Source organism: Actinopolymorpha sp. B9G3, from assembly GCF_040120725.1.
GTDB lineage: Bacteria > Actinomycetota > Actinomycetes > Propionibacteriales > Actinopolymorphaceae > Thermasporomyces.
Window position 1 is genome coordinate 142,467 of sequence record NZ_JBEEAB010000008.1, and the last position, 18,180, is coordinate 160,646.

15 protein-coding genes are annotated in these 18,180 nt (G+C 69.3%); 6 read left to right on the forward strand and 9 right to left on the reverse strand.

Annotated elements, in window-relative coordinates:
* Positions 1 to 59: 59 nt before the first annotated feature.
* The gene (locus ABNF93_RS16220) at positions 60 to 1,214 is read left to right on the forward strand and encodes a sensor histidine kinase (RefSeq protein WP_349328901.1); all 1,155 of its coding nucleotides are present in this window, start codon (positions 60 to 62) and stop codon (positions 1,212 to 1,214) included.
* On the forward strand, positions 1,211 to 1,858 hold the full coding sequence (locus tag ABNF93_RS16225) for a response regulator (protein WP_349328902.1): 648 nt from the start codon (positions 1,211 to 1,213) through the stop codon (positions 1,856 to 1,858). The genes ABNF93_RS16220 and ABNF93_RS16225 overlap by 4 nt, the downstream gene beginning before the upstream one ends.
* 79 nt (positions 1,859 to 1,937) lie before the next feature.
* On the opposite strand, the gene ABNF93_RS16230 is transcribed toward ABNF93_RS16225, so the two are convergent.
* The 3 genes from ABNF93_RS16230 to ABNF93_RS16240 all read right to left on the reverse strand — a co-directional run bounded on the left by ABNF93_RS16230 (position 1,938) and on the right by ABNF93_RS16240 (position 5,990).
* Positions 1,938 to 2,729 (reverse strand): HAD family hydrolase, encoded by a 792-nt coding sequence (locus ABNF93_RS16230; RefSeq protein ID WP_349328903.1) that lies wholly within the window; start codon positions 2,727 to 2,729, stop codon positions 1,938 to 1,940.
* Positions 2,730 to 2,761: 32 nt separating this feature from the next.
* The gene (locus tag ABNF93_RS16235; protein ID WP_349328904.1) at positions 2,762 to 5,188 is read right to left on the reverse strand and encodes a glycoside hydrolase family 65 protein; all 2,427 of its coding nucleotides are present in this window, start codon (positions 5,186 to 5,188) and stop codon (positions 2,762 to 2,764) included.
* A 172-nt stretch (positions 5,189 to 5,360) separates the two neighbouring features.
* Positions 5,361 to 5,990 carry a TetR/AcrR family transcriptional regulator gene (locus ABNF93_RS16240; protein ID WP_349328905.1) on the reverse strand — a complete coding sequence of 210 codons (630 nt, stop codon included), beginning with the start codon at positions 5,988 to 5,990 and terminating at the stop codon, positions 5,361 to 5,363.
* A gap of 159 nt (positions 5,991 to 6,149) precedes the next feature.
* On the opposite strand from ABNF93_RS16240, the gene ABNF93_RS16245 reads away from it, so the two are divergent.
* Positions 6,150 to 7,205: a glycoside hydrolase family 113 protein gene (locus ABNF93_RS16245; RefSeq protein WP_349328906.1), complete on the forward strand. Its 1,056-nt coding sequence runs from the start codon at positions 6,150 to 6,152 to the stop codon at positions 7,203 to 7,205.
* A gap of 174 nt (positions 7,206 to 7,379) precedes the next feature.
* Here the strand turns inward: ABNF93_RS16245 and ABNF93_RS16250 are convergent, their stop codons facing one another.
* From ABNF93_RS16250 to ABNF93_RS16260, 3 genes are all read right to left on the reverse strand, one after another.
* On the reverse strand, positions 7,380 to 7,673 hold the full coding sequence (locus tag ABNF93_RS16250; protein WP_349328907.1) for an acyl-CoA-binding protein: 294 nt from the start codon (positions 7,671 to 7,673) through the stop codon (positions 7,380 to 7,382).
* A gap of 190 nt (positions 7,674 to 7,863) precedes the next feature.
* Entirely contained in the window at positions 7,864 to 8,775 is a 912-nt protein-coding gene (locus tag ABNF93_RS16255; RefSeq protein ID WP_349328908.1) for an aminoglycoside phosphotransferase family protein, read from the reverse strand.
* Positions 8,776 to 8,818: 43 nt separating this feature from the next.
* Complete coding sequence (locus ABNF93_RS16260; protein WP_349328909.1) at positions 8,819 to 9,466, reverse strand: GNAT family N-acetyltransferase; 648 nt, start codon at positions 9,464 to 9,466, stop codon at positions 8,819 to 8,821.
* 92 nt (positions 9,467 to 9,558) lie between these two features.
* Between ABNF93_RS16260 and ABNF93_RS16265 the strand changes: the two genes are divergently transcribed.
* Positions 9,559 to 11,631 (forward strand): glycosyltransferase, encoded by a 2,073-nt coding sequence (locus ABNF93_RS16265; protein ID WP_349328910.1) that lies wholly within the window; start codon positions 9,559 to 9,561, stop codon positions 11,629 to 11,631.
* A gap of 9 nt (positions 11,632 to 11,640) precedes the next feature.
* Here the strand turns inward: ABNF93_RS16265 and ABNF93_RS16270 are convergent, their stop codons facing one another.
* On the reverse strand, positions 11,641 to 11,916 hold the full coding sequence (locus tag ABNF93_RS16270; RefSeq protein ID WP_349328911.1) for a hypothetical protein: 276 nt from the start codon (positions 11,914 to 11,916) through the stop codon (positions 11,641 to 11,643).
* Between the two features lie 157 nt (positions 11,917 to 12,073).
* Positions 12,074 to 12,862 (reverse strand): EI24 domain-containing protein, encoded by a 789-nt coding sequence (locus tag ABNF93_RS16275; RefSeq protein ID WP_349328912.1) that lies wholly within the window; start codon positions 12,860 to 12,862, stop codon positions 12,074 to 12,076.
* A 142-nt stretch (positions 12,863 to 13,004) separates the two neighbouring features.
* On the opposite strand from ABNF93_RS16275, the gene ABNF93_RS16280 reads away from it, so the two are divergent.
* Complete coding sequence (locus ABNF93_RS16280) at positions 13,005 to 14,048, forward strand: ATP-binding cassette domain-containing protein (protein ID WP_349328913.1); 1,044 nt, start codon at positions 13,005 to 13,007, stop codon at positions 14,046 to 14,048.
* Positions 14,045 to 14,848 carry an ABC transporter permease gene (locus ABNF93_RS16285; RefSeq protein ID WP_349328914.1) on the forward strand — a complete coding sequence of 268 codons (804 nt, stop codon included), beginning with the start codon at positions 14,045 to 14,047 and terminating at the stop codon, positions 14,846 to 14,848. Before ABNF93_RS16280 ends, ABNF93_RS16285 begins: the two co-directional genes overlap by 4 nt.
* 23 nt (positions 14,849 to 14,871) lie before the next feature.
* Here ABNF93_RS16285 and ABNF93_RS16290 read toward each other — a convergent pair whose 3' ends face one another.
* On the reverse strand, positions 14,872 to 18,063 hold the full coding sequence (locus ABNF93_RS16290; protein WP_349328915.1) for an ATP-binding protein: 3,192 nt from the start codon (positions 18,061 to 18,063) through the stop codon (positions 14,872 to 14,874).
* Between the last annotated feature and the right edge of the window lie 117 nt (positions 18,064 to 18,180).

Genomic DNA, 18,180 nt, shown 5'->3' on the forward strand with positions numbered 1-18,180 from the left:
ACCCCGATATCGACCCAGGTCGCTAAGAGATCGTCTCGATGAGACCTAGGCTGAGGGCCGTGGACGACCGGACGGAGAACCAGCCGGCCCCGGACAAGCAGGGCGTCGCGCTGCGCTACCTGTGCGCCGGCCTGCCGATGCTCTTCTTCGGCGCCGTCCTCGTCCACGTCGTGTCCGAGGACCATGCCCGGCTCTGGTCGGCGCTGGCCGACGTCGGGCTCGGCCTCGTCGGTCTGGTCCTGATGCGGTGGCGGCGCCGCTGGCCGTGGCAGACCGCCCTGGCGACCGCCCTGCTGACCGCGTTCTCCACCACGGCGACCGGCCCCGCCTATGTCGCGTACGTATCCCTGTGTACGCATCGCCGCTGGCGCCAGTTCGTCCCCGTCGCGGTCGTGAGCTGGCTCTGCCTGGCGACACAGGCCAGCTGGAATGGCTTCACCCAGGCCACCGTCGTCTCCCTCGTGACCGGGACCACCGTTCTCGGAGGGCTGACCGTCTTCGGGCTGTACCTACGAGGGCGCCGCGACCTGGCCGCGTCCGAGCGGGCCGCGGCGCTGGCGGCCGAACGCGAACAACAGCAGCAGATCGAGCGTGTCAAGTTGGCCGAGCGCGCCAGGATCGCCCAGGAGATGCACGACGTCCTGGCCCACCGGATCTCGCTGCTGTCGATGCTCGCGGGTGGGCTGGCGTACCGGACGGACCTCTCGGCGGAGGAGACCCGTGCGGCCGCGCTGGCGATCCAGGAGAACGCGCACCAGTCCCTGAACGAACTCCGCGGTGTGCTCGGCACCCTCCGCTCCGACGGCGGCCTCGAAGCTCCGCAGCCCACCCTCGCCCAGGTGGACGCGTTGTTCGACGAGGTACGCGCTGCCGGCCAGCAGGTCGAGGTCGACGACACCATCACCGACCGGGACCTGTTGCCGACACACACCGGTCGCCATGCGTACCGGATCGTGCAGGAGGCTCTGACCAACGCCCGCAAGCACGCGCCGGGCAGTCGGGTGCGGGCCGAACTCGGCGGCCGGCCGGGCGAGGGACTGTGCATCCGGGTGAGCAACCCGACCACGTTCGGGACGCCCGCGGGTCCCGGAGGGAGACTGGGTCTGGTCGGCCTGGCCGAACGAACCCGGATGGCCGGCGGCACACTCGACCACGCCCTCGCCGACGGACGCTTCGTCCTCGACGCCCGACTCCCATGGGAGGCCGCGCGATGACCCGGTTGGTGATCGTGGACGACGACCCGATGGTACGAACCGGGCTGCGCCTCATCCTCGGTGGCGAGGCCGACCTGGAGATCGTCGGCGAGGCGGAGGACGGCCGGAAGGCCATGGACGTGATCGGTGATCTCCGGCCGGACGTCGTGTTGATGGACATCCGGATGCCCCACCAGGACGGGCTCACCACCACCGAACTGCTGCTGGCGCAGCCGGAACCGCCGCGGATCCTCGTCCTCACGACGTTCGACGCCGACGACATGGTGCTCAGGGCTCTGCGGCTCGGCGCCGACGGTTTCCTGTTGAAGGACACGCCACCGCCGAAGATGATCGAGGCGATCCGTACCGTGGCGAAGGGCGAGCCGGTCCTATCGCCGAGCGTCACCCACCAGGTGATCGCGGCGGCCACCGGTCGGCACGAACCGCGTCGCCCGGAGGCGGAGCGTGAGCTGGCAACCCTCACCGAGCGCGAACGGGAAATCGCCATCGAGGTGGCCCGAGGGACGTCCAACGCCGAGATCGCCGACCGGCTCTACGTGAGCGTCGCGACCGTGAAGGCGAACATCACCCGGATCTTCGCCAAGCTGGGCACGGACAACCGGGTCCATGTCGCGATGAAGGTACGCGACGCCGGTCTCCTCTGACCGACGCGGCGCGGGCGCGGTCACCGTCCTGAGTCGTCTGCGACAATCCACCGCGCCCGGACTCCGAGGACACGAATCCCTAGCCGCGGCGCACTTCCAGGCGCCCCTGGGCCAGTGCGGTGACATCGACCTCGTCGAGTGAGGTCACCACGAGGTCGGCGTGGGCCTTCTCCAGCAGTGCGGCGTCGTCGGCGCGGGCGATCCCGACCGCGGCCATCCCGCCGGCCTTCGCGGCCTCGACCCCCGCCGCGGCATCCTCCATCACGACCGCGTTCTCCGGTGCCACGCCGAGTTCGTGGGCCGCGGCGAGGAACATCTCCGGGTGCGGCTTGCCGTGCGTGAAGTCACGACCCGACACGTTGGCGTCGAAGTAGTCCAGCAGGGTGAGGCCAGGGTGGACCGACGGCGAGGAGATGCCCTGCTCAGCAGCGAAGGTGTCCAGCCGGATCTGCCTGAGGAAAAGGTTGGCGTTCTTCGAAGAAGAGGCGGCCACGGTGCCGATGCCCGCGTCCTTCACCGCGATGATGTAACGCAGAGCGTCCGGGTAGGCGTGGAAGTCGCCGGCGTCGATGAGCCGGATCAGCGTGTCCTGCTTGCGTTGTGCGTACTCCTCGACGCGTTTTCCCTCCTCGTCCGGCACGTGGAAGTAGGTGAGTGCCGCGTGCGCACCGGCCATGCGGGGCTTGCCCGACAACTCCTGCTGGTAGACCTGGGAGGTGAACGCGTCCGGCGACCAGGTGGTCTGGTCGCGGATGTCGCGCCACTCCGAGTCCATCAGCTCGCGCAGCGACTCACGCCACGACTTCTCGTGCGGCGAGTCGACAAGAACGCCGTCGACGTCGAAAATTCCGCCCTCGAAGCGTTTCGCCATGTCTGCTTCCCCCTTTGGCCCTGCTGCGGTCCTCAGACGTCGTGCACGAGATCGTTGTCGGTGGAGAGCACGAACGTGCGCTGGTCCCCGGGACAGAGCTCGTGGATCACGTCACCGACGCCGACCCTGATCGGCCTGCTCACACCCTCGGAATGGACCGACAGCGTGAGGTGACCCTCGGCGAACTCCACCCTGAGCGGGGTCCCCCGGAACTGCATCGAGAACCGCAACCGTTCCAGCTGCCGAGGAAGCCGTGGAGCGAAGTACAGGACGCCGTTGCGGATCTGGGTCCCCGCGTACCCCCGCTGGACGAGGTCGAGCGTGCCGGACATGACACCCATGTGGATGCCCTCCTGGGTCGTACCACCCTGGACATCGCAGACGTCACTTTCCAGCGCCACCCGGAACCGCTCCCACGAACTCACCGGGTCGTACTCGGCCAGGACACCCGCGTGCGTGACATAACTGAGCGTGGAACCGTGCGACGTGCGCTGGTCGTAGTAGACGATGTTCCGGTGCGCGGTCTCCTCGGCGTACGGATATCCGAGTCGGTCGAAGATCGCCTTCAACTCCTCAGCGGAGAAGAGGAAGAACAGCATCACCGTGTCAGCCTGCTTCGCGACCTTGTAGCGGTTCGGGTCATCACCCTCGGCACGCAGGATCCGGTCCATCCGTTGGATGTTGGTGTACTTCGCGCGATAGGCGTCCCAGTCGAGTTCCTCCAGGTGCTCATATCCTTCGAACTGGCTGATGATCCCGTCATCGTGGAACGGAACGAACATCCGCCGACTCATGTCCTCCCACCTGCTGAGCTCCTCGTCACGAAGCCCGAGGCGTCCACGGAGCGCGTCGACCCGACTCGCGGGAAGGAGAGAGAGCACCTCCTGGGCCAGTCGGCACAGCCACGCCACCATCACGTTGGTGTAGGCGTTGTTGCGCAGACCTCCTTCGTGGGCACCGGGATACTTCTCGTGGAACTCGTCAGGGCCCATCACGCCGTGGATCTCATAGCGTCCACGTTCGGGGTTGAACTGCGCCATCGAAGCCCAGAACCGCGCGATCTCCAGCATCATCTCCGCGCCGTAGTCGCCGAGGAACGCCCGATCGCCCGTGGCCAGGAAGTAGTGCCAGATGTTGTAGAAGATCGCGGCGTTGACGTGGCGTTGGTTGTGGCTGAGGTCTGGTTCCCATCGTCCCGACAGCGGATTGAGGTGGATTCGCTGGGTCTCCTCCTTGCCGTCGCTCCCGCTCTGCCACGGATACATCGCGCCGCGCAGACCGGACTCACGCGCGGCGGCCTGCGCCTCGCCCAGGCGCCGGTAGCGGTACATCAGCAGTGACCGGGTGACCTCGGGCATCCGGTAGTTCAGGAACGGATAGACATACAGCTCGTCCCAGAACACATGTCCGCGGTACGCCTCGCCGTTGAGCCCACGGGCCGGCACGCCGGTGTCCAGGTCGGCGGTGTGATGGGAGCAGACCTGGAAGACATGCCCGATGTGCAGCCGCAGCAGGAACTGCACCCGATCGTCGCCCGGCACGTCGAGGTCGCAGGCACACCACAGCTCGGTCACCGCCGAGGTGTGGCGTTCCAACGCCTCGCCGAAGTCCTTGTAGCGCCGGGCCGAGGTTCCCGCGCGTTCGAGCGTGTCACTGGTCGCGGGGTCGCGGGAGTTGAAGAAGGTCACCATCTTCTCGAGCCGCGTCGGCGAACCCTGGTGGACATCGAAGCCCAGCACCTGCTGGATGTAGTCCTCCATCTGGTAGAGGCTCCGCTCGACGCTGATCGGCTCGCCGCTGTCGTCGAAGACCCGTGTCCGCGCGCCCTCACTGACGTACAGGTTCGACTGGCGCGTCTGGACCTTCAGCGCGATCACCTCAGGCCCGAACGTACGTGGCGACACGGGGTCGAGGTGGCGGCCCTCGAGTTGTTGGTAGCGGGCCACACCATGGTTGGTCACGCGTCCGTCGAGGGCCGAGACGACCTCGACCCGCCCGGACCAGTTCTCCGGCGTGAGCGTCCACTCGATGCCCGCGTGGTGAACGTCGGCCATGCTGACGAACCGCCGGCTGCGCAGGCTCGTCACCCGGCCGTCATGGTCGCGGAACCGCAACTCACGGACGACCATGGTGTGGCGAATGTCGAGTTCGTGCCGATAGTTGATCAGCTCGACGTCGGCCAGCCTGATGGCCTCGCCGCCCTCGATGCGCAGCTTGAGCACCAGCCAGTTGGGCAGATTCACCAGGTCCTCGTTGAGAACCGGCAACCCACCCATGATTGTCGTTTCGCGGTTGTAACCACCATGGGCGTACGTAGCGGGGTAGTGCACGCCGTCGGCGTCCTCCCACTCGGCGGCACCGCGCGTACACAGGTAGCCGTTGCCGGTGGAGGTCAACGCCTCCCGCAAACCTTCTCCGGGAGGATCGAATCCGTCGTAGGTCAGCGAAAAGCCCTTCACCAAAGCCCCCTCGCGCCGATACTGCACTCGGCCCTGCCGCGGATTTCCCCAACCTGAGAATGAGGCGAAAAGTTCTGGAATCCCCGCAGTGTGACCGTTCCGGCGCCGTCGAATTCAGGCTACCTCGCGTGCGTCACGTCCCCTGGGGCCGCAATTCCTGGGGTCACGATGATCACTCTGGCGCCGATGCGCGCCCGCGCCCGCGGACCAGGGGCAGATATACCTCGTCGACGATCTCGACCAGCACGTCGTCGGGGACCGTGGTGACTCCACGGGTGACGAACTCGTTGCGCAGCAGCACGACCGCCACGGTGGCCACTCGCGGATGGAGGACCTCCGGGGCGGCCTCACCTCGAGCCACGGCCCGTCCCAGCACGGTCAGCCAGATGGCGCTGCCGCCGTCGCTGAACCGGTCCTGCAACTCCCTGCGCACGGCCGGGTCGTCGCCGACGTGGGACAGGAGGCCACGAAGGATCTCACCCAGAGGCGAGGACCAGTGCCGGTTTGCTCCCCGCATCAACTCCAGCACGTCGGCGCGCAGCTCGCCGGTGTCGGGAAGCTCCAGTCTGTCGATCGCCAGATGCCGGTACGCCGCGACGCCGAGCGCGGCACGGTTGGGCCAGCGGCGGTAGATCGCGTTCTTGTTGGTGCCGGCCCTCTTGGCGACCCGATCCATGGTCAGGCCGACATATCCGGCCTCGGCGAGCTCCTGCGCCGCGGCGTGGAGGATCGCCGCCTCGAGGGCTGTTCCCCGCCGCCTCGACGGCGTGGCGCCCGCCCTCGCCGACGGGTCATCGGCCATCGACACCTCCACCTTCCGGCACGAGACGTACCCTACGCCTCCTTGGTCTAGTACGCTGACCGGATCTCCCTTAAGGTACTTGCAGTACCCTATAGTGAGGACAGGTCGCCGGGAGATCCCAGGGCGCCGATCCCGATCCCTGCAGTGAGAGGCATCCAGATGCGAGCCAACGGCATCAGCTACGACACCGGCTTCCTCAACTCCGGAGTGAGCTCCCGCGAACCGTTCGACGTCGACGTGGTGAAGCGCGAGCTGCGCGTCATCCGCGACGACCTGCACTGCAACGCGGTCCGCGTCATCGGCGGCGATCCAGACCGGCTGGACATCGCTGCCACGATTGCCGCCGAGCTCGGCCTGGAGATCTGGTACTCACCGTTCACGTGCGACCTGACCACCGACGAGATGCTCGCCCTGCTCGCGGACTGCGCTGACCGTGCCGAGCGGTTGCGCCGTGCCGGAGCCGAGGTCGTGTTCGTCACCGGCGCGGAACTGAGCCTGCTGAACAAGGGTTTTCTGCCCGGCGAGACGCTCGCCGAGCGCATGGAGCTACTGGCTGCGCCCCATCGCCTGCGCGAGGTACTGCCGGACGTTCCCGTACGCATCAACGAATTCCTCGCCGCGGCCGTCGCGGTGGTCCGCGAGAGCTTCGGCGGCAGGGTCAGCTACGCCGCCATCCCGTTCGAGAACGTCGACTGGACGCCGTTCGACATCATCTCCGTCGACGCCTACCGATCGGTCGAGGTCGCCGCCAGCTACCGCGAGGGCATCCGTGCCCTTGTCGCGCGGGGAAAGCCCGTCGCGATCACCGAGTTCGGTTGCGCGACGTATCGCGGTGCCGCGGACATGGGCGCCCGTGGCGGCGAGATCATCGAGTGGGACAAGGAGACCGTCACGCCGGTCCGGCTTACCGGCGACCACCTTCGCGACGAAACCGAACAGGCCACCTACCTGCGCGAACTGCTGGACATCTTCGATGCCGAGGGGGTCGACGCGGCATTCGTCTACACGTTCGCCGGCTACCAGCTTCCGCACCGCCCCGACGCAGACCCCGCCGACGACCTGGACAGGGCGTCGTACGGCATCGTCAAAGTCTTCCAGGACCGCACCGGCGACACCTACCCCGGCATGCCGTGGGAACCCAAGGCCGCGTTCGCCGCGCTCGCCGACTACTACCGCGGCAGGCCGGCGGGGCCCGCGACCGGTCAGGTCAGATAGGTCGTTCCCTTGACGCTCTCGTCGATGTGGGCGAGTTCTCTGGTGTGCATCGGCAGGTAGTGCTCGGCAAAGAGTCTGCCCACGAGTTCGCCGCGGCTGGAAACGTTGACTTCGCCGTGCCGGGTGAAGCAGTCGCAGCTCGCCCACGTGTGCGAGACCGTTGGGACCCGAGACCTACCGTGGCAGGTCGGCGGCGAGAGCGATGTACGCACGTTTGGCCGACGCTGCCGACATACCGCGCACGGCGTCCCACGCGTCGAACTTCGCGCGGCCCACGGGGTTGGTGAACCCCGGCCGCTTCCCCGTGACCTCGCCGACGGTCGCCTGCTTGTACAACGCGTAGAGCCGCAGCTTCACGTCGTTCCCCGGGTCGGTGTCCTGGGCCCGGACAGCCGCCACCGCGGCATCGAAGTCCGCGTCGAGGTCGGCCTGGAGATCGGCGTCGCGGTCGCTGTCGAGGTCACTCATGGTCCACCTTCCGTCAGCGCGGTTCTCGCGGCTCCGTTCGGTCTATCCGTTCGCGCGGGCGAGCGCAACGACCGCGGTCCTGCCGTCGGCGAGTCGTCACTGGTGGTGCATCGACCGGACGTACGCACAGACCGCCGCCACCACACCCTCGAGGGCCTCGAGCAGAAGTTCCGCGGCCAGTACGCCTGAGTCAACCGGTGCGATCGTGGTCGGCCAGGATCGCGTCGATCACGCGCCGGTTGCCCGCGGCCGCCCGTTCGTCGGTGTCGATGTCGTTGACGAGGGTGATGAGCGCCTTCCACAACGCCCACCCCCGCGCCCGCGCCCACGTCGCGTGATCCTGACCCAGCGTGCGCCGGAACGCCTCCCTGCTCTGTCCCGAGAACATCGTCCACGCGATGACCAGGTCGCAGGCGGGATCGCCGACGCCGGAGGTGCCGAAGTCGAGGACGGCCGTGAGCTTTCCGTCCCTGACCAGGAGGTTGCCGCTCGCGATGTCGCCGTGGAACCACACCGGCGGGCCGTCCCAGGTGGTTTCGAGTGCGGCGTCCCACACGGCCGCCGCCTGGTCGGTGTCGATGCGGCCCTTCAGCGCGGTGAGCGAGCGGCGGGTCTCCTCGTCGTAGTGAGCCGGCGGCGCACCACGGTAGAAGCTGTGCGCGCCCGCCAGCGGCCCGCCCGTCGCGTCGATGCGTTGCAGCGCAAGGATGAACTCGGCGACGGAGGTCGCGAACGTCGCCATGTCCTCGATCCGGCCGGGGCTCGCGGTCTCGCCGTCCATCCAACGCCGGATCGACCAGCTGAACGGGTATCCCTCGCCCGGAGCTCCCTTCGCCACCGGCACCGGGATGGGCACGGGCAACGCCGGCGCGAGGATCGGCAGCCAGCGATCTTCCTTGTCGACGGCCGGAGTGTAGGCCTCGGCGGTGGGGAGCCGCACGGTCAGCTCGTCACCGAGCCGGTAGGTGCGGTTGTCCCACCCGTCGATCTCGACCGGCGTCACGGGAAGATCGCCCCACTGCGGGAACTGGGACGCGATCAGTCGCTTCACCAGGGTGGCATCGATTCCGGCCCGGCCGTCGGTGTGCGTGCTCTCGACCACGTTCGAAAGTATGGCCGACCGGTCCCCGCCTGTGGCAAAGCGTTTAGGCCCTGCCTCCCAGGTGGCGCCCAACGGGGCGCGCGCCGGCCGATCCGGCTGGCGCAAGGTCGTCCAACCGGCACCGGAAGACCGGGACCCGCTCGCCCGGAGCTACCTGTGCGAAGCCTCGGCGGACGAACAACCGCGTCACCCCGCCGTACTCGGCCTGACCGCGCGCCTTCCACCACTGCGGTGGGCCGTAGAGGACCGTCGCGCCGCGTTGTGCGGCGTACGCCTTCGCCTGCTCGACCAACGCGTCGGCGACTCCCGATCCCCTCGCCTCCGGGACGACCTCGACGCACGGGATGGCCCACGCCGTGGGTTCGACGAGATCCACATAGGGCGGAAAGCTGTACGGCGTGAAGTCGCCGCACGGCCCCAGCGCGCACCAACCCTGAGGCTCACCGCCGACCAGGCAGACCAGGCCCGGCATGGCCTCGGAAGCGACGAGCTCACGCATCGACGCCCGGTTCGAGGGATCCCAGGGCCGGAAGTCACCGCGAGGCAGCCGGGGCCACATGCACCAGCACGAGCTTTCGGGACGGGCATCCTGATGCGGGGAGTCGCCCCGACCGAATCGCGGATCCGTGAACAGTGTCTCGAGGTCCGCCCATCGATCGGCGGTGACGGGAACCACGTCGAGCCGGGACATGGCAGGAACGATAGACGCCGCACCCCGATCGGAGGAGTCGATATGTGTCAGACCGGGTAGGAGACCGCAACCGGGCTGAACGGGGGGTACGAATGAGCCAGCCGACGGGCCAAGACCCGATGATCAAAGTCAGTGTGGTCGTTCCGGTCTACAACGCCGGCCGCTATCTCGAGGAGTGCGCCACGTCGCTGCTCGCCCAGAGCCTGTCCAGCGACGAGTACGAGATCATCTTCGTCGACGACGGCTCCACCGACGACTCACCAGCGGCAGTGGACAAGCTCGCGGCCGAGTATCCACACGTCCGCGTCCACCACCAGGCCAACTCCGGATGGCCCGGCAAGCCGCGCAACGTCGGCGTCGCCATGGCACGCGGTGCGTACGTGCAGTTCGTCGACCAGGACGACCAGCTCGGGCCGGAGGCCCTGGAGCGCATGTACGCCATGGGCTCCCGTAACGGCTCCGACATCGTGCTGGGCAAGGTGGGCGGAACGATGGGCGGGCCGAGCAGCATGTTCCGGGAGAACGTGGAACGTTGCACGATCGCGGACACCGCACTGATCGAGAGCGTGAGCCCGCACAAGATGTTCCGGCGGGCGTTCCTGCTCGACCACGACATCCGGTTTCCCGAAGGGAAGCGTCGCCTGGAAGATCAGCTCTTCATGGTCCAGGCGTACCTCGAGGCGAGAACGGTCTCCATCGTCGGCGACTACGTGTGTTACTACTGGAACCGCCGCGACGACGGCAAGAACAGCAGCGGCACCGCGTCCACGATGCGGGGCTACTACAACAATCTCCGGGAGGTCCTCGACGCGATCGAGGCCGGCACCGAGCCGGGCGAACTCCGCAACCGGCTGATGCGGCGGTTCTTCCGCGTCGAGATGATGCGGCGCCTCGGCGAACCCCGACTGCTGCGCTACTCCGACGGCTACCGCAACCTGGGCTACCGGGTCGTACGCGAGCTCGCCGTGGAGCGGTTCTCCTCCGGCGGCGCGGGCTTCGCGACCGGCGACGTCGTGGCGGGGCTCTCGCCGATGATGCGGCTGCGGGCGATGTTGCTGGAGCGGGAACGCCTCGACGGTCTGATGGAGCTGGCGCGGCGATGTGGGCAGGTCCGCGCGGCCTGCACGGTGGACGACGTGCGGTGGGAGGGCGCCCGCCTGTGCCTGGACCTCCGTACCAGCCTCGTCCACGCCGACGGCAGCCCGGTCGTGGTCCTCGGGAACGACGGGGGGTACGCGCTCGACCCGACGCTCGCGGCCGGCCTTCCCACGATCGACGCGTGGGACGTCGGCGATCCCTGTGAGCATGCCAAGGCCGAGATCCGCGTACGCCACCGCGACACCGGCACCTGGTGGTTCGCGCCGGCGACCCTGCGGCCGTCCCTGGTCCCGGTGGGCTCCGGCCCGGAGGCACGGTTCCAGGTGGTTGTGGCGGGTACGGCGTCCATCGATCCGCACACGCTGGCAGGTGGCGCACCGTGCGAGCCGGGTCGGTACGACGTGGTGGTCTCGCTCCAGGTGCTCGGCCTCGGTCGGCCAGCGCGGGTGATCATCGAGGCTGGGCAGCGGTGGAGCGATGTGCTCATCCCAGGCGTGGTCGGTGATCCGGCGCGCATCGTGGTGCCCCAGCGGGCGGTGCCCAACGGAGCGCTGATTGTCGATGTGGACGAACGACAACCGAGCCTGGCTCCCGCCCTCGCCGCCCGAGGCGTCGGGCCGCTCGACGTACGCGACGGCGACCTGCACGTGGCGCTGCCGATGCATACAGCGAAGTTCACGGGGACCCGCGATGTCGAGGTCGTCCTCGGCCGGGAGGGCTCGAGTCGTGCACTGCCGGCCCGGCTGCAACCACCCCACCTGGCGTCCCTCGTCTTCGACAACGTGACGACACTGCCATCGGGTCGGCATCCCCTCAGCGTGCGGGTCGACTCCTCCGGGCGCCAGCCGCCGGTACGGATCGGCACGGTCGTGGTGGAACAGGGCCGGATCGTCGACGTGCTCAGCACCAGCTACCGCACGATCCCGCACCGCGCGGCGGCCCGGGTGGTGGGGAGCCCGTGGCTGCAACGCCAGGCCCGGCGCGCCATCGCGGTCATGCCGGCGTCGGAGAAGACGCGGGACCTCGCTCGCCGGCTCGGCGCCGCCGCCTCACGGAAACTGCAGTGATCCCTGCCGTCACAGGGCATCGCGCGGGAGATCGGGCTCCTCCTGGGCGAGTCGTTCGTCGAGCGCCTCGTTGCGGCCCTCCTCGGTGAGGGCACCGTGGCGGCTCGCGTGGCCAGGTGCGTCCGGCGGATCGCTCTCCATCTCGCCCCCGGGCCGCAGCCCGTCCGTCGTCACGGCGTCGTACTCCGACGGAACCTCGGCCTCGCCAGCCAGCTCCTCCTCGATGTCGGACGTCAGGACCTCTTCGTCGAGGGGCATGTCGTCGACTTCGGACGGTTCGTCCATCTGGCTCATCATCGCTCCCAACCGCGTGCACGCATCGCGGCGAGTCGTTCCCGATCGCGATCCCACCAGGGTCCTGATCACCCCTGTCCCGGGCCCGATTACCCCCATCCACGCCGTTGAACCGCCCCGCGGTTCAAGGCCGACAACGCGGCGAGCTTCAGGGGCGCTCGATGGGTTCGCCGAGCGACCGGCGGGCGAGCAGCGTGGCGCCGGCGATCGCGGCGGGGGTGAACAGGACGGCGCCGAAGGGGATGAGGAACGAGACGAACACCGCGACGCCGAACCCCAGGGCGACCGGGCGGACGGCCCGCAGCGCCCGGCGCCGGTCGCGCAGGCCCAGTCCACGCCGGTAGAACGCCGAACCGACCAGCTCCAGCGCCAACACCCACCCACCCACCACCGCACCGATCGCCGGTACGACGGTCTGCCCGACCACTGGTAGGAACCCGCCCACGAACAGCGGCAGGCCGATGAGCAGGGAGACCGCGACCAACCGGCCCGAGTCGGCGATGCTCCGCCGCAGTGACCGCGCCCAGGACACCTCGACCGCGTTCGGGGTGCCGCCGTACCACTCCTCCACCCGTTCGGAGATCCGTTCGTAGAACGGGTCTCCGATGGCGAGTGTCACCGCGGTGAAGGTGAGGACGCCCAGGAGTCCGGCGAGTCCCAGCACCGCGAGGGCGGCAGACATCCGGATCGCGCCGCGTGCCCAGCCCGCCCAGTCCTCCGCGAACGGAGTGAGGGTGGTCGCGAGGTCGGGGACGACGAACGCCAGAGCGAGGAACCCCGCCAAGAACAGCGCACCCGTGATGAACGCCGGGATGATGCCGAGCAGGACCAGGCCGGGGTTTCTGGCGTACATCCGAACTCCGCGGAACAGCAGGCCAACCCCGGTGAAGAACTGCCCGACGAAACCGGTGACCGGTACGACCGCGGGTGTCCTCACGACCCGCCACCCTAGATGACCATCTGGTGCGGCCCTCCAGCCGCGGGCCGGCCACGCCCGTATCGCCACATGCTCAGCGTCGTCCTGGCCGGTGAAACCGGCGTGAAACCGCCGTGATCCGCCCCGGCCGCACGCTCATCCCATGACAACGACCCCTCTCGAGCCGGCGATCGCGGCATCGGGGCTGCGCAAGTCCTACGGCGACCACGTGGTGCTGGACGGCATCGACCTGAGCGTCGCCGAGGGAACGATCTTCTCGCTGCTCGGCCCCAACGGCGCGGGCAAGACCACCACCGTCCAGATCCTGTCCACCTTGATCACCGCCGACGGTGGCACGGCCCGGATCGCCGGCCACGACCTGTCGACGGATCCCGACGGCGTCCGCGCCGCGATCGGGGTGACCGGCCAGTTCTCCGCCGTCGACGGACTTCTCACCGGCCGGGAGAACCTCCTCCTGATGGCCGACCTGCACCACCTGGCCAGACGCGAAGGTGGCCGGCGCGCTTCCGAACTCCTCGAGCGGTTCGATCTCGTCGACGCGGCCAGGAAACCGGCCTCGACCTACTCCGGCGGCATGCGGCGCCGGCTCGACCTGGCGATGACTCTGGTCGGCAGCCCGCGGATCATCTTCCTGGACGAGCCGACCGCCGGCCTCGATCCGCGCAGCCGGCGGGCGATGTGGCAGGTCATCCGCGAGCTGGTGGCCGGCGGCGTCACGATCTTCCTGACCACGCAGTACCTCGAGGAGGCGGACGAGCTCGCCGACCGGATCGCCCTCCTCGATCACGGCAGGCTGGTCGCCGAGGGCACGGCAGCCGAGCTCAAGAAACTCGTACCCGGCGGACACATCCGCCTGCGGTTCGCCCACGCGACCGCGCTGGAGGCGGCCGCGGGCGCCATCGGCGAGGTCGTACGCGATGACGACGCGCTCACCCTGCAGGTCCCGAGCGACGGCGGTGTCCGGTCTCTGCGGGCCCTGCTCGACCGGCTCGACGCCGCATCGGTCGAGGTCGACGAACTGTCGGTCCACACCCCGGATCTGGACGACGTGTTCCTCGCCCTCACCGGCCGTACCGACCCATCAGCCGACCCATCAGCCGACACAGGAACCGACACAGGAACCGACCCAGGAACCGACGCGGCAGCCGGCACAGCATCCGATCCAGCAAAGGAATCCGTGCGATGAGCTCCCTCTCTCATTCGGTCAGCGACTCGACCACGATGCTGCGCCGCAACCTGCTGCACATGGTGCGGTATCCCTCGGTGACCCTGCTGGTTGCCGGGATGCCGATCATCTTCCTGCTGCTGTTCGTCTACGTCTTCGGCGGGACGTTGGGAGCCGGGCTCGGCAGTGTTGCCGGGGGAGGGTCGGGCGGTCGCGCGGAATACGTCGAGTACGTCGTTCCCGGCATCCTCATGATGGGCATCGCCGGTTCCGCCCAGGGGACGGCGATCTCGATCGCCATGGACATGACGGAGGGCATCATCGCCCGGTTCCGCACCATGGCCATCGCCAGGGCGTCGGTGATGACCGGCCATGTCATCGGCAGCGTGCTCCAGACGTTGCTCGGCCTCGTCGCGGTCGTCGGTGTCGCCCTGCTCGTCGGGTTCCGGCCCACCACCGGCCCGGCCGAGTGGCTCGCCCTTCTCGGCGTCCTCACGTTGATCGCGCTGGCTCTCACCTGGCTGTCGACGGCTCTGGGCATGGTCACGAAGACCGTCGAGGCCGCGAGCAACCTGCCGATGCCGCTGATCCTGTTGCCCTTCCTCGGCAGTGGGTTCGTCCCGACCGACTCGATGCCGAGTGGACTGCGCTGGTTCGCCGAGTACCAGCCGTTCACGCCGTTCATCGAGACGATCCGCTCCCTGCTTTTGGGAACCCCGATCGGCAGCAGCGCCGTCCAGACCGTCGCCTGGTGCGTGGGCATCTCGCTACTCGGATACCTCTGGGCGCTGAAGCTGTACAACCGCGACCCGGCCCACTGATCCGCCTGCCGGATGCGCGCCGCTCAGAGGTGGTCGCGGGCCCGCAGCACCTCCACAGCCGCGGCCCGCAAACCTTCGCGATCCAGGTCGGCGTACGCCGACGCGGTGTCGGCGTACGCCGACCCGTCGGCCTGCTCGGCGAGCGCGCGGATCCGTGCCGACGACATCGTGGGGGCGAAGCCGCGCAGGAACCGGAAGCGCTCCGCCAACGCGATCAGCCGAACGCCGGATATCGTCGCGAGGTCGTTGCCGGTACGCCGGCCACGGTCGAAGTCCACCATGGCCAGGGCCACCAGCAGAGCACCGATGATCGGCAGCTCGACCAGGAACGGCGACGGGTTGGACGACGGATGGACGAGCGCCCCCGGCGGCACCTGCGAGAGTTCCTCGGCGAGGTCCTTCACCAGGTCCAGCCGACCGTGCTGACCATGGGCGACGACGGTGACGGACTTGGCCTCCAGGGTCCACGGGTCCATGCCGCCCGTCACGACCCAGACCATCGGGTCCTGACCGAGGACCAGCCGCTCGACCGTTCGCCGCCACATCCGCAGGCCAGCCTCGACCTCGCCTCGCGCGAGCAGGATCTCGGCGCGCACCGCGTGGCCGTACGTGAGCGTCTCCAGAGGCGCGTCGACCCACTGCGGCGTCGTCTCCAGCCAGTGCTCCGCCTCGTCGAGGTCACCGAGCTGCAGGGCGGCGAGCGCCATCCACCACCGCATCCCCACGACGTCCGGCCACAGCCCGATGCGTTCGGCGACGGGCATGGCCGTCCTGAGGTGGAGCTGGACCTCGGCGGCCTGCTCGGCCTGGAGACACAGCTCGCTGACCCGGGCATGGGCAAGCCCCCACAGCCACGGGCTGTTCTCCCGGTCGAACGCCTCGACCATGCGTCTGGCCGTGGTCAGGGCCTTGTCCGGGTCGTCCATGTTCTCCCAGACGTACGTGGCGACGGCGTTGGCGACACCGGCGACGTAAGGCTCGGCACTGTCACACAACGCGTGCAGGTCCGACGGATCCTCGATGCTGTTCAGTACGACCGCGACGGCCCTGACCAGGCTGTCCGGTGGCGCCGGAGGCAGCCGACGCGCGGCGACCAACGAGCGCACCGGGCGTGGCCCTTCGACGAGGAAGGTGTAGGCACAGCACAGCGTCAGGGCGGTCCGCGTGACCTCGACGAGGTCAGGCCCCGGGCGGTAGTGCGACAGGTCCCACGCGGTCTCTTCGGCAAGCGTCCTCAACCGCTTGTAGTTGGCCTCGATCGTCCACAGTCCGCCCAGAACGGCCGCAGTCGCCGCGATCGTCGCGCGATCCCGCAGGGCGACGGCGTGCCGCAGTGCCTGCACGAGGTTGTCCTGCTCGGTCCGGACCCGCTCGAGGGCGGTGAACACGTCCGCCCCGAAGACCGAGTCGTGCTGGCTGATGCCGAAACGGCGCGCCCACGCGAGGAACCCGTCGACCGCCCGGTCCGTTTCGCCGGCCGACTCCCGCTCCGCCGCACTGAACTCACGCATGGTCTCCAGCATCGAGAAGCGGGTTCCCGCGGAGGTGTCCGTCACCTTGAGCAGCGACTGGTCGACCAGGTGCTCCACCACCTGCAGGACGTCGCCGTCGCCCTCGGACCCAGCCAGGACGTGGCGGGCGGCGTCCGCGGTGAACCCGTTCGGGAAGACCGACAACGCGCGCATCGCTGCCCGCCCTGAGGGGCCGAGGAGGTCCCAGCTCCAGTCGACGACGGCCCGCAGGGTGTGATGCCGCGCCGGGGCGTCCCGGCTGCCGCCCCGCAGCAGGCCGAACCGGTCCTTCAGGCCGACGGCGATCTCGGCGACCGTCATGACGCGTACGCGTGCCGCGGCCAACTCCGCCGCTAGGGGCAGCCCGTCGAGACGGCGACACAGCTCCTCCACCGCCTCGGCCGGCAGGTCGACGCCGGGACGCGCCGCCCTCGCGCGGTGCTCGAAGAGCTCGACGGTCGCCGAGAGGTCCAGCTCCGGCAGCAGGTACACCGACTCCGACGACAGGCCGAGCGGGGCGCGGCTGGTCGTGAGCACGCGCAGGTCCCGGGTCCTCGACACCAACGCCTCGACCAGCCGGGCGACACCGCCGATGACGTGTTCGCAGTTGTCCAGCACCAGGAGCGCGGGATCGGGCCCAAGGGCCTCGACGATCCCGGTGACCACGTCCTGCGCCCGGGACAGGTGGCTGATCGTCGTACGCCGCGACTCCCCGACCCCCAGCGCCGACGCCACCTCGCCGGCCACGTCGGCGGCGGCGGTGAGCCCGGCGAGCGCGACGGCATGCACGACCCGCTGCTCCGCCTCGCGGCCCACGACGTAGGCGAGCCGGGTCTTCCCCAGTCCCCCAGGACCGACGATCGACGTCACCCTAGACGTGCGTACCAGCTTGGCCACCTCGGCGACGTCGGCGGCGCGGCCCAGCAGCGGGTTGGGTTCGTGCGGGACGCCGTGCCGGACCAGGGGTGCCTCGCCCCGGAGGAGCTGCTGGTGCTCGGCCCGCAGCGCGGGCCCCGGATCGGTGCCGAGGTCGTCGCGGAGGGCCCGCCGGTACGCCTCGTACCGGTCCAGCGCGGCGGAGGTGCCCGCGACCGCCGCCTCGCAGCGGATCAGCTCCAGCAGGATCTCCTCGTCCCGCGGCCGGTCCCGGGCCAGGTCGGCGAGGTGCTCGAGCGCCTCGGCGCGTCGGCCCAGGCGCGCCAGGGCGAGGGCGCGGATGCGTACGAGCGTCCGATAGGTCACGGCCCGCTCCACGCGGAGGGCGGCCACCGGGTCATCGAGGCCGGGGGCGTCGACACCGTGGTTCCCGGACGGCGGGGATTTCCACTGCGCCAGGCCTTCCTCGGCATGCGCGAGTGCCGCCTCGTGGTGGCCGGCCCGCGCCTGCTGAGCGCCCGCCGAGGCACAGAGCAGCACCACGGTGGCGTCGATCTGGTCCTCGCCCAGCGCGAGGCGGTATCCCGTCGGCGTACGGGCGACAACCTCCGGACCCAGCAGTGCCCGGGCGCGGGAAACCAGGATCTGGACCGCTTTGGCCGGGTTCGCGGGCCGTTCGTGGGGCCAGAGTCCCTCCACGAGCCGGGTGGTACCGCAACCCGTCCGAAGATCGCCCGCGAGGAGTGCGAGAAGGCCACACAGTCTTGGGCCACTGACCTCCTGATCGCGGAAGGCCACCCGCGACAACAGGACCAGCTCGACACTCACCGGACCAGGGTAAGGGTCATTGCGGTCACGCTCGTTCGTACCGGCAAGCCCCACGATCGTCCCGCGCGCGCTCTGAGCTCACGGCCGAGTGTCATGAGGGCGTCAAAGGCGGCGGCG